The sequence below is a fragment of the Syntrophaceae bacterium genome (assembly GCA_013177825.1).
In the GTDB taxonomy this organism is placed as follows: Bacteria; Desulfobacterota; Syntrophia; order Syntrophales; family PHBD01; genus PHBD01.
The window spans coordinates 239,187-251,154 of record JABLXX010000005.1; the positions used below are offsets into that span (position 1 = coordinate 239,187).

Consider the following 11,968-nt stretch of genomic DNA (forward strand, 5'->3'; position numbering starts at 1 on the left):
GGATAATTTGTTATCAGATAGAGGATATATTCATGAGAACACCATTGGAAAAAGCCAAAAGAGATCCGGAATCAACCAAAGCAAGAATCCTGAAAGTCGCCAGAAAGATCTTCGGCGAATACGGCTATCACGGGGGGACGACCCGGATGATCGCCGAAGAGGTGGGGATCGATCTGTCCACTATTCATTACCACTGGGGTGAAAAAAAAGACCTTTACGAGGCGGTCGTTCTCGACATCAACAACGACCTGGGACAAATGCTCCGGAACGTGGAGAAAAAGGCCCAGGGCTGTTCGTTGGATGAGCGCATGCGGATCGCCTTCGACATGATGACGGATTACCTGCTCGACCATCCGGAGATATCGAACCTGATTCTTCTGAACTATTTCTCGAAAACGCGCATCGATTCCAGCCTCGACGTTGCGGTGCCCGAGTTCACCAGCGACATCGTCAGGGCCATGGGGCTCACGAAGGGGAAAAAAGAGGCATCTCCCAGGGCCATGCTGGAAGTCATGATCGTCATGAACGCGGTTCACGGCCTGATATCCGGCGAAAGTTTCTTTCTGAAAGTACTGAATATTGACCGGGATGCCTATACAAAGCTGGTCAAGGAAACCCTGAAGTTCGTCCTGATTCCCGGATTTACGGCCAGGGAAAACGGAGATTAGGACAGTCTGTCAAAGGCCATCGGCGACGCTTCCTGTTTCAGGGTGAAAAGGGGACAGACTCGAGTCTGTCCCCTTTTCCTGTGATGCACGCCCCATGGCCCGCAATGCAGGGTGCATGGCATCCGCCACCTTTTTGAACGGCCCGAAAATGCGATCCGGCCGGTTGCCGGGAGAGTCAAAGATACGGGAAACGATCAGTCCTCCGCTATGCCGGGATGTGTCCTGTCTGTTGATTCATCCCTGTATTTCTTCCTCAGGACGGATTTCTGAACCTTGCCGATCGCCGTCCGGGGAAAGTCGTCCACAAAATCGACGGACTTCGGAATCCGATATCCGGCCATCTTCCCCCGGCACCACTCGATAATTTCCCGGGCCGTCGATGTCTTCCCGGGCTCCAGACGGATGATCGCCTTGACGCTCTCCCCCCATTTTTCGTCGGGAACACCGATCACGGCAATCTCCGCAATAACAGGGTGCCCGATCATGACGGCCTCGATCTCGGCCGGATAGATGTTCATGCCTCCGCTGATGATCATGTCGGATTTCCGGTCCACTATATAGACGTACCCTTTGTCGTCCATATAGCCCATGTCGCCGATGCCCATGAAACGGTCGTGGAAAGCCTGCCGGTTGGCTTCCGGGTTCTTGTTGTATCCCCGGGTTACCATGGGACCGGCGACGCAGATCTCTCCCACCTGGTTGCGGGGAAGGTCCCTGCCGTTCATGTCGATGATCTTCACTTCCTGCCCCAGGGCGGTTCGACCGCAGCTTCCAGGGTACTTCAGGACTTCATTCGGTTTCAGGCAGGTGGCCACGCCCATTTCCGTAGCCGAGTATTCGACGTAAAGCACGCCGGGACCAAAGAGATGAACCGCCTTTTCCCTCGTCCGCTGCGGGGTGGGCGCCCCGACGGAGACGAGGGTGCGAACGCTGCTCACGTCGTACTTGCCCGGTGACGCCTCCAGAAAGGCGTTGATGAAATCGATCATGATGGGGGCCATGGTCATATGGTTGATCCGTTCCCGATCGATGATCTCGAGAATTCCCACAGGATCGAACGGAGGCAGCGGGGCGATGAAAAGGGTGCCGCCGTGGAACAGCGTCGCACCCCAGTCATAGGCTATTCCCGCCGAGCTGTACGACGGCATCGCATGAAGGCCGTGATCCTCTTCGCGGTAGTTGTGGATGAAACAGATCTGATAGAGGATGCCGCCGATGTGGCGGTGACTGAAGAGCACGCCCTTCGGACGGCCCGTGGTCCCTCCGGTCTGGGCCAGCCCCACGAGATCTCCCTCCCAGACGTCGATGTCCGGCTCCCGGTCGGCCGCCGAGTCCAGGAGGCCTTCGTAACGAAGCATATCAGGGGGAAGCGCTCCATCGCTCCGCATGACGATGACATGCCTGGTGCGGAGTCTGTCGGAAATGCCGGTGATCACGTCCAAAAGGGGGGCATCCACGAAAACGGCCACGGCCTCGTTGAATGTGAGGATATACTCCACCTCGTGCCCGACCAGGCGGAAATTGATCGGGATGAAGATCCCGCCCGCCTTGGCGATGGCCATGGCCGCCTCGACGTAACAGTCGGAGTTGTGGGCGAACACGCCGATGCAATCGCCTTTCTTGATCCCCAAGGTGATCAGGCTGTTGGCCATCCGGTTCACACGGGCATTGAATTCTTCATAGGTATGCCGGCGATTCCGATAGACGACCGCCGGCCGATCCGGATAGCGTTCCGCATTGCGGCGCAGGATCTCGCCCAGGACCAGTTCCCTCGGATACTGAATGTCCTTCTCCTTCGCTCGGTACCATTCTTCCACCATCCTGCCGCCCTCCTCGAATGCGCCTTTCACGAATCCCCGCAGCGGTCGGTCGCACGCGGGTAATTCAAAAATCATGTTCCCGCAAAACCGGAAGTCATGAATTCCCCGCACGGCCGATCTCACGCAATGCGACCCTCCCGGCGGACCGGAACAGCGCCGCCAAAACCTGCATGACATTCTTGAGATGATAACGGTCAGAGATAAAAAAGACGATGATCCGCCTGCCGCTGCTCAGGCGGCAAAGCATTCCTCGGGGATATCGATCATGGAGAGATCCCCGCTCCGGATGGACTTCACCGCCGCTTCCACTTCGGGCAGAACGTGTTTTATGAAGTATGTCGCCGCAGCGATTTTTCCGACATAGAAGGCGGCATCGGCATGGTCTCCGGACAGCGAGGCGAGGGTCTTTGCCGTCACCGGCTCCGTCCCTTTCCAGCCGCACAGGTTTTCCAGCCTTTCCTGGGCCACTCCCGCCTCCCAGAGGAGCAGCCAGGCCATGACAACCTTTCCCATCATCATGAGGAACGGATAGGCGTTACCGACGGGTATCAGATACTTTCCCGACCCGGCGCTTTCGGAAAAGTACGCCGCCGTCTCCACCAGGACGTTTACCGCCCGCCTGACATCATCGGCCATCGCTTTCAGGGCGGGGTTCTCCCCGTATCGATCCGCCGAAGCGTTCATCTCGCCGACCAGGCCCAGAAAGCAGAGCCCCTTCTTGAGCCCCAGTTTTCTCCCGACGAGATCCAGCGCCTGGATGCCGTTGGCTCCTTCATAGATCGACGCGATCTTCACATCCCTCAGGAACTGTTCCACGGGGTATTCGGCACAGTAGCCGTACCCTCCGTAAACCTGGACTGCGAGTTCCGTAACCCGGAAGGCCATGTCGGAGCAATAGGCCTTGCAGATCGGCGTCAGGATCTCCACGATCCCCATGCGCTTTTCGCGCTCTTCCTCCGTCTCGCAGGCATGGGCCAGATCGAGGCAGTAGGCGGCGTAGTACGTCAGCACCCGAAACCCCTCCACGTGAGCCTTCATCCACAGGAGCATCCGGCGAATGTCGGCATGACGGATGATCGGGACCCGGGGGGCCTCGGGGTTCCGGACGTCGCTGAGCGAGGAGCCCTGGATGCGTTCCCTGGCGTATTGGAGTGCGTGAAGATAAGCGATGCTCCCCGCAGACAGTGACTGGATTCCCACACCGATTCGGGATTCGTTCATGAGCTGGAACATGATCCTGATTCCCTGGCGCTCCTCGCCCAGGAGCTCGGCGTAGCAGTCGCCGTTGTCTCCCATGTTCATGATGCAGGTGGCACTCCCGTGCAGCCCCATCTTCTCCTCGATGCCGCCGATGGTGTAGTCGTTGCGGCGGCCCAGGGACCCGTCTTCACGGACCAGGTACTTGGGGACCAGAAAGATGGAAATGCCCCCGGTCCCCGGAGGGTCTCCCTCGATCCGGGCCAGGACGGGGTGGATGATATTCGTAACCAGGTCGTGGTCGCCGCAGGTGATGAACTGTTTCGTCCCCTGAAGGCGGAACGTCCCGTCGGGTTGACGCACGGCCTTTGTCCTCAGACTTCCCACGTCGGTACCTGCCCCCGGCTCCGTCAGGGCCATGGACCCTCCCCATTCACAGGCGTACATCCTGTCCATGTATTTTCGCCTCTGCTCCTCCGTTCCGTACACCTCGATCAGATGGGCGGCGCCCTCCGTGATATGGGGATAACAGATCATGGCGAAATTATGGATGAACCACTCCTTGGCCGCCGAGGCCATCACCAGGGGGAAGCCCTGGCCGCCCGCCTCCGGCGACACGCTCATGGTGCCCCAACCGCCTTCCCGGTAGAGTCGAAACGGCCGGTGGAAGCACGCGGGCACCCGTACCTCTCCGTTTTCGAGCCTGCATCCCACCCGGTCGCCTTCCGCCAGTGTCGGGAAAAGCACCTCCGTTCCGAACTTCTCGCCTTCCGCCAGAACCATGTCAAAGGTCTCCCGCGAAAAGTCCGCGAATTTTTTCGTCCGGAAGAGGTTTTCAACCTGGAGCAATTCGTAAAGAACAAATTTCTGATCCCTTGCGTCTACAATCAAACCGGCCATATCTTTTCTTTCTCCCTTGACGTCGCCCTGCGGGCCCGTCCTCTTTCAGGTCGGAGAGAAGAACCGGCGGACGGGATGAAACCCCTCACCTGCGCCGGAACACGGGAAACCGTTTCTCCACGAAGGCGCCCGCCCCCTCCCTGATGTCTTCCGTCATGAACAGGTCGGCGACCAGCCCCGCCTCGAAAACAAGGCCATCCTCCAGAGACATTTCCACCCCCTCATTGATGGCCCTCTTTCCCGCCTCGACGGCGAGTGGGGCGTTGGCGAGAATGCTGCCGGCCAGTTTTTTCGCTTCAGCAAGGAGATCCGCCGCCGGAACGACTTTTTCCAACAGCCCCATTTGAAAGGCATCCCGGGCACTGAAGAAATCACCCGACAGGACCATCCATTTGGCCCTTCCTTTCCCCAGCAGCCTGGCCAGCCGCTGGGTGCCGCCCGCCCCGGGGATCAGTCCCAGCTTGACCTCCGGAACGCCAATGATGACATTGTCGGCGGCGATCCGGATGTCGCAGGCGGCGGCCAGCTCACAGCCGCCCCCGAGGGCCAGGCCGTTGATGGCGGCGATGACGACCAGGCGCGAGTTCTCGATCTTCGAGAAGCAGTCCTGCATGCCCCTGGCTCCCTCGAAAACCGCGTCCCGGTGACCGATGATGTCCTTGAATCCCTTGATGTCCGCACCGGCGACGAACGCCTTTCCGCCTCCGCCGGTGAGAATGGCCACGCCGATCTCCGTGCGGAGCTCCAGTTCATCAAACACCGCACCGAGCTCTTCGACGACCGGCCGGCTCAGGGCATTCATCTTCGGGTTGCTGATCGTCACCATCGCCAGACGGCCTTCCACTTCATACGTCACGTGCGTTCTCTCCACGTTCGGACTCCTCCTCTTTTCTTCGGTTCCGCCTGCAGCCGCTCTCCCCGGCTCGCCGGTACATCGAACGGTAAAGGATGCAGAGCAATGGAGCAGACGGATGTCTTTCAACGGCCCGCCAATGACGTCATCTTCCCGGGCTGTTCAAGAATGTCTGCATGCGAGGCCCCCGAAGTCCCGAGCCGCGAGGCGTACTTTTTCGTACGTCGAGCGGCAAGGGACGAGGGAAACGAAGCAGACGGGCATTTTTCAACGGCCTTGGGCTATAGCTCGAGACGGACCGCCACCCTCTCCCTGTGCACATCGCCATGTCCCAGCTGGAGGTCCCCCGTCATGGACCGTTTATGGTAGAGGTGCATGTCATGTTCTTTGGTAAAGCCGATGCCCCCGAAAATCTGGTGCCCCTGGAGCGTGACCCGCCGGAACGCCTCCCCGATCCGCGCCTTGGCCATGGCCGCCTCCATCCCGGCCTCCATGCCCTCGCTGATTTTCCACGCGGCCTTGTACAGAAGGTAGCGGGAGCCGTGAATGTCCATCCACATGTCGGCCAGGTAGTGCTGAATGGCCTGGAAACTGCCGATGGGATGGTTGAACTGTACCCTTTCCCGGGCATACCGGAGGCTCATCTCCAGGACCGCCTGCGCGCCGCCGATCATCTCGGCGCACAGGACTACGGAGGCCTTCTCCAGCGTATTCTCCACGACCGGCCATCCCAGGTCCGACTTCCCGAGAACGCTGTCTTTTGGCACCCGGACATCTTTAAACAACAATTCACACTGCCGGTCCCGAACCAGCGTCTTGAGGCCTGTTTTCTGGATTCCCGGGACTCCGTTTTTCACCACGAAAACGGTGATGCCGTCCCCGGCGTTCTCCCCGTGGCCGGTTCGCCCCACCCACAGTATGGAGTCGGCATGCTCCCCGTATGGAACAAAGAGCTTGACGCCACCGAGACGGAATTCGTCTCCGGCAGGGGTCGCACCGGCCATTATGGAGGAGGCGTCCCCGTTGGAATCCGGCTCGGCAAGGGCCATCGTCATCAGATGTTCACCCCTGGCGATTGCCGGCAGGATCGCTTTCTTCTGTGCCTCGCTTCCCGCCGCCAGAACCGGCAGGGCGCCCAGAACAACCGTTGAGAAAAACGGCCCCGGACAGATATGGAACCCCATCACCTCGAACAGGACTGTCAGATCCAGGAATGAGCCGCCGCTGCCTCCGTATTCTTCCGGGATGATCAGTCCCATCCATCCGAGCCCCGCCATCTTTCGCCACAACTCCGGAGGATACGCCTCGCCGGTTTCTTCGAATTCCCGCACCCGTTCCCTGGGGCATTCCCGAGCCAGAAAATCGCGGGCCGATTCCTGGAGCAGCTTCTGTTCCACGGTCAGATCAAAGTCCATGACGTCACCCCTGTATTCATTCCTGTAATCGGCATGTCACTTTCGCGGCATCCCCAACCCCCGGGTGGCGATGATCCCCCGCTGCACCTCGGACGTACCGGCCCCGATGGCCCCGGAGATGGAATCCATGTATCCGAGGTTCATCAATCCCCGCAGTGGCGCCCACTTGGAGCCCCGTTCCAACTGGCCGCAGGGTCCCAGGATTTCCATGGCCGTCCCGGCAAGCCGGCGGCTGAGCTCCGTTCCGAACAGCTTCAGCGCCGAGGCTTCCGGTTCCGGGGCCTGCCCCCGATCCATCATCCAGGCGGTCCTCCAGTAAAACCCGTACAGTGTCTCGATCTCGATGGCCATGGCCGCCAGTTTGTTCCGGATCAGCGGATCTTTTCCCATGGTCATTCCCTGCCGCTTCGTCTCCTTCACATAGAGGACAAGCTCCTCCAAAACCCGCCGGAACGCCCCCATCCCGACGAAAAGCCGCTCGTACTGCAGGGCAAGCATGACGCAGTAAAATCCCTGGTTGATCTGGCCGACAACATTTTTCTTGGGGACACGGACATCGTCGAAGAACACCTCGTTGAAGGAGTGGATGCCGCAAATATTGATGATGGGACGGATGGTGATGCCCGGGGTCCGGTTGTCTACGAGCATCAGGGTCTCCCCCCTGTACCTCGCCGCATTCATGTCCGTCTTGGCCAGCACCCACCCGTAATCGGCAATGTGGGCGCCGCTGCTCCATATCTTCTGGCCGTTGAGGACAAACGCATCCCCGTCATCGTCGGCCCTTGTTTTTATGGATGCGAGATCGGATCCGGCATTGGGTTCGCTATAGCCCAACCAGAAGCGGAGCTCCCCGGCGGCAATCCGCGGCAGCCACTCCTTTTTCATCTCGTCGCTGGCGATGAGCGCCAGGGTCGGAGCGGCGATGGCCGTGGACACGTCGCCGCCCGGCGCCCGGTGATAGCTCATGACGTCGTCCAGGATGACGTGCCGGGTCATGGAATTCATGCCGCCGCATTCCTTCGGCCAGCCCAGGCTGAGCCATCCTTTCCGGCCCAGCTTGCGGAGCAGTTCGTCGTACATGTCCTTGAACGACGCCTCGATCCCGGGAAACGTTCCATACCCCGCAGGCCAGTACAGGGCCTTCTCATCCCAGTCGGGCGGGAGTTCCGTCCGCGCAAAATCCTCGACTTCCTCCCGGAAGGCCTTTTCCTCATCGGTGAAATCAAACCTCATGTCTTTTCCACCCCCATTGATTGATGAGCTTCCCTTTTCTCACCGTCAGCGGATTCCCGGAGACGCCCATGATCCCTGTCCGTCCAGGCTTCCCCTATATTGCCCGGGTATTCAGGACTTCTGCGCCGCGAGATCTTTGTATTGCTTTCTCAGTTCCTTCTTCAGGATCTTGCCGGTCGGGTTGCGTGGAAAGTCCTCCACGATCAGGATGTATTTCGGCACCTTGAATCGCGGCAGCTTCGCCCGGCAGTATTCCAGCATCTCCTCTTCCCCGAGCGTTTCTCCAGGCTTGGGGATGATGGCAACCGTCAACACCTCCATCCACTCCGGATGGGGAATTCCGAAGGCCGCACACTCCGCAACCTTCGGGTGCGTACTGATGAAGAATTCCACACCCGCCGAGGAGATGTTTTCGCCGCCGCTTTTCACCATGTCCTTGATCCGGTCCACGAAGAAGACATCGCCATCCTGATTCATCTTCCCCACGTCGCCCGAGTGGAACCAGCCTCCGGCAAAGGTCTCGCGGCTTTTCTCCTCGTTTCCGAAATAGCCCTTCATGACGCCGGGTCCCCGGAAGACCATTTCTCCCGCCTCTCCGGGCGGGACATCGTTGCCGTTCATGTCCACGATTCTCAGCTCGAGTGCGGGGGCCGGCTTTCCGACCCAGTTCATATCCCCGCCGGGGATTTCCCCGATCCGCCGGAAACTCCCGCAGGTCCCCAGCGCGGTGAGTTCGCTCGACGCATAGAGGGACACCCACTCGACATGGGGAGCAATCCGGTTCCAGTTGACGATCATCTGCTCCGGAATCGTGGCGCCGAAAGAGACGCACTTTCTCAGCGACTTCACGTCACTCTCGATCCCCGATATCTGCAACAACCGGTTGTAGAGCGTCGGAGGAAGAACCGTGTACGTCGCCTCGTAGGTTCGTATCAGCGCCGCGAGCGTTTCAGCCTGGGGCATGTAGACCAGGATGACCGTCCCGGCCAGCATGAGACAGAATGTCGCCACGGCGATGCCACCCGTGTAAAACAGGGGCAGGGCCTGCAGGCCGATATCGTCCTGCCGGACATCGAGATAATATCCCGTCTGCACGGAAGAGACGGCGGCATGGTAATTCCCGTGCGTCAGCATGACCCCCTTGGGAAGGGCCTCCGTTCCGCTGGTATAGGTGATGGTGGCGACGTCTTCCGTGTCGATCTCCACCTCCGGCTCCTGATCGGAAGCGTGATCGAGCAGCTCCGCCATGTCGATCCATCCGTGGGGCTTCTTTTTCAGGCCGGTGACGCCGATGTATCCGGGACGGACGCCGGGCAGACCCGCCAGCACAGGATTCATGTGATCGATGAAGGTATCCTCGATGAAGAGGATCTTTGCCCCGGAGTCATTCACGACAAAGCGGATGTCATCCTCCTTGAATGTGACATTGACGGGCGTGATTGCAGCGCCGATCTTGGCCAGGCCATAGATGAGAAAGAGGAATGCAGGACAGTTCAGGGAATAGACCGCAACCTTGTCACCCTTTCCGATGCCCAGGGACAGAAGGCTGTTGGCAACCCGGTTGATCGTCCGGTTCAGTTCATCCCAGGTGTATCGAAAAACCTCGCCGCCGGGGGCGGGAAAGATCAAGGCCGTCCGGTTCCCGAATCTTTTTGCATTCCTGCGGAAGGCATCGCCCAGGGCAAATCGCCGCAGGAGATTCATTCTTCTGGCTTCCAGTTCCATACGCACCCCTCCATGACCTGCTGGGGAAATCATGTGGAATGTCCGAGATGCTCGATTGGGAAAGGAGATCCCGCCGGATGTTCAGCCCTGCCTTTTTAAAAAATGGTTGCCCCGTCTTGCGTTTATCTGCCCCGCTCGCAGGCGGAAGAATTCGTCGTTTACAGGTTTCTTCCCGCATGGAACCCCTCATGGATCGCTTCAAAGGCCTTCCGGGGAGACTTGGCGTCCCCGATGATCAACACGTCCCCGCCCAATCCCTTCCAGGCACCGTTCGGGCGAACCGAGCGCGTTCCGCAGGCAAGAACGACCGTCCGGCAACGGATCACTTCCATCGCTCCATTCCGGGATACGACCAGTCCCTCCGGAGTCATCCTTTCGGCTTTGGTCCCCGTTCTGATCTCGATCCCGCAGCGTTTCAGCATCCGCAGCGCGACCCAGCGCGTGGAGATCCCCATGTCGGCGGCAATCCGCGGCAGCATCTCGACAATCGTCACTTTTCCCGACGTCTTCGTGGCCAGGTCCCGCAACGTATCCGTGTCTTCCGCTCCCGAGAGGAAGAGAAACCGCAGGGTCTGCGCATCGATCGTTCCCGCTTTCGCCATGTGAAGGGCCGTCTCCACGCCGACGGCCCCGCCCCCAATGATCACGATCTCTTCCCCCAGGGGAGGCACGTTCTGCAGTGCATCCCAGGCCTGAACGACATGGCCGTGTTCCATGCCCTCGATGTCGGGCCGGACGGGAGATCCGCCGGTGGCGACAACGACGGCGTCGGGCCGGTTCTCCCGGATCAGACGTCTGCTCACCGTTTTGCCCGTCCTGATCCTGACTCCCGAGCTTACGGCCTGCCTTCTGAATGCCTCCACGAGGAGCTTGAAATCTCCCTTGCCCTCCGGCGAGCCGGCCACGCGGAACTGGCCGCCGAGGCCATCCGACTTTTCATAAAGGGTCACACGATGCCCCGCTGCGGCAGCCGTTTTTGCCGCGGAAAGTCCCGCCGGCCCTCCGCCGATGACCAGCACCTTTTTCGGACGGCCGGATGCGCCCGGCGCGTTCTCCAGCTCGTGTCCGCAGCGCGGATTCACCATGCATTCAATCGGCTGGAGGGCAAAGATGTGGTCGAAACAGCCCTGGTTGCAGGCGACGCAGGGCGTGATCTCCTCCGGCCTCCCCTCCCGAGCCTTCACCGGCAGGTCCGGGTCGGCCAGGAGCTCGCGGGCAAAACCGACCATGTCGGTCCGTCCCTGGGCAATGAGCGCCTCGGCGATGAAGGGGTTGTGGATCCGGTTGCAGGCGATGACCGGCCTGGAGGTGGCACATTTCACCCCTTGGGCGAGATAGGCAAACGCGCCCTTGGGAACTTCCGTGGTCAGCTGCGGCACCCGGCTCTCGTGCCAGCCGCCGGTGATATTGAAGGCGTCGATCCCGTGTTTCTCCAGCTCCCGGGCAAAGAGACAGACCTCCCTGTTCGTGTTCCCCCCGGGAATGAAATCGCTCCCGGAGAGGCGGATCAGGAGCGGATAATCAGGCCCCACCGCCGTGCGGACGGCATCGACCACCTCCAGGCAGAAGCGCATCCTGTTCGCGAAGGTTCCCCCGTATTCGTCCGTTCGCCGGTTGGTCAGGGGAGAGAGAAACTGGTTAAAGAGGTATCCCGAGCAGCTGATGATCTCCACGGCATCGAAGCCCGCCTCCCGGGCCCTGAGGGCCGCCCGGACATAGTTTTCGATCGTCTCGCAAATGTCTTCCCGGGTCATCGCCCGGGGCTCTTCCTTGGAAAACCCGGATACGACGGCCGACGGCGCCATGGCCTGGCAGCCGATCAGGATCGAGTGAGCGCTCCCTCCCGCATGGTACAGCTGTGCGGATACCCGGGCGCCGTCCGCATGGAGCGCGTCGGTGAACCGTCTGAGTCCCGGGACGAACCGGTCTTCCGAAAGATTGATCATGCTCGGCGATCCGCCGTACCGGTCGATGACGCATCCCCCCACGACGATGAGCGCCGCACCTCCCTGCGCCCGGGCCCGGTAAAAGGCGGTCAGCCTTTCCGTTACCTCGCCCTCGGGCGTGTAATTGAGGTGCATGGCCGTCATGACAATCCGGTTTTTCAACCGGAGCGTTCCGATATCGATCCCGGAAAAGAGATGGCTGAACATGGGT

Annotated in this window: 8 protein-coding genes; 1 reads left to right on the top strand and 7 read right to left on the bottom strand. The window is 60.2% G+C overall.

What is annotated here, in order from left to right; all coding sequences use genetic code 11:
• The first annotated feature begins 32 nt into the window (after positions 1 to 32).
• Positions 33 to 668 (top strand): TetR/AcrR family transcriptional regulator, encoded by a 636-nt coding sequence (locus HPY65_12165; GenBank protein NPU85226.1) that lies wholly within the window; start codon positions 33 to 35, stop codon positions 666 to 668.
• A gap of 194 nt (positions 669 to 862) precedes the next feature.
• Here the strand turns inward: HPY65_12165 and HPY65_12170 are convergent, their stop codons facing one another.
• The 7 genes from HPY65_12170 to HPY65_12200 form a co-directional block, all read right to left on the bottom strand.
• Positions 863 to 2,488, bottom strand: coding sequence for an AMP-binding protein (locus HPY65_12170; protein ID NPU85227.1), 1,626 nt, complete (start codon positions 2,486 to 2,488; stop codon positions 863 to 865).
• 231 nt (positions 2,489 to 2,719) lie between these two features.
• On the bottom strand, positions 2,720 to 4,585 hold the full coding sequence (locus HPY65_12175) for an acyl-CoA dehydrogenase (GenBank protein NPU85228.1): 1,866 nt from the start codon (positions 4,583 to 4,585) through the stop codon (positions 2,720 to 2,722).
• An 85-nt stretch (positions 4,586 to 4,670) separates the two neighbouring features.
• Positions 4,671 to 5,411, bottom strand: coding sequence for a crotonase (locus tag HPY65_12180; protein NPU85229.1), 741 nt, complete (start codon positions 5,409 to 5,411; stop codon positions 4,671 to 4,673).
• Between the two features lie 308 nt (positions 5,412 to 5,719).
• The gene (locus HPY65_12185) at positions 5,720 to 6,853 is read right to left on the bottom strand and encodes an acyl-CoA/acyl-ACP dehydrogenase (protein ID NPU85230.1); all 1,134 of its coding nucleotides are present in this window, start codon (positions 6,851 to 6,853) and stop codon (positions 5,720 to 5,722) included.
• A 36-nt stretch (positions 6,854 to 6,889) separates the two neighbouring features.
• Entirely contained in the window at positions 6,890 to 8,086 is a 1,197-nt protein-coding gene (locus HPY65_12190; protein NPU85231.1) for an acyl-CoA dehydrogenase, read from the bottom strand.
• Between the two features lie 111 nt (positions 8,087 to 8,197).
• Entirely contained in the window at positions 8,198 to 9,811 is a 1,614-nt protein-coding gene (locus tag HPY65_12195; protein NPU85232.1) for an AMP-binding protein, read from the bottom strand.
• A gap of 158 nt (positions 9,812 to 9,969) precedes the next feature.
• Complete coding sequence (locus HPY65_12200) at positions 9,970 to 11,964, bottom strand: FAD-dependent oxidoreductase (protein ID NPU85233.1); 1,995 nt, start codon at positions 11,962 to 11,964, stop codon at positions 9,970 to 9,972.
• Positions 11,965 to 11,968 lie beyond the last annotated feature (4 nt).

What these genes read in the sequence shown, in the direction of transcription:
- HPY65_12190 (NPU85231.1), bottom strand. Translation starts at nt 8,086, where the DNA reads ATGAGGTTTGATTTCACCGATGAGGAAAAGGCCTTCCGGGAGGAAGTC.
- HPY65_12165 (NPU85226.1), top strand. Translation starts at nt 33, where the DNA reads ATGAGAACACCATTGGAAAAAGCCAAAAGAGATCCGGAATCAACCAAA.
- HPY65_12180 (NPU85229.1), bottom strand. Translation starts at nt 5,411, where the DNA reads ATGGTGACGATCAGCAACCCGAAGATGAATGCCCTGAGCCGGCCGGTC.
- HPY65_12200 (NPU85233.1), bottom strand. Translation starts at nt 11,964, where the DNA reads ATGTTCAGCCATCTCTTTTCCGGGATCGATATCGGAACGCTCCGGTTG.
- HPY65_12170 (NPU85227.1), bottom strand. Translation starts at nt 2,488, where the DNA reads ATGGTGGAAGAATGGTACCGAGCGAAGGAGAAGGACATTCAGTATCCG.
- HPY65_12185 (NPU85230.1), bottom strand. Translation starts at nt 6,853, where the DNA reads ATGGACTTTGATCTGACCGTGGAACAGAAGCTGCTCCAGGAATCGGCC.
- HPY65_12175 (NPU85228.1), bottom strand. Translation starts at nt 4,585, where the DNA reads ATGGCCGGTTTGATTGTAGACGCAAGGGATCAGAAATTTGTTCTTTAC.
- HPY65_12195 (NPU85232.1), bottom strand. Translation starts at nt 9,811, where the DNA reads ATGGAACTGGAAGCCAGAAGAATGAATCTCCTGCGGCGATTTGCCCTG.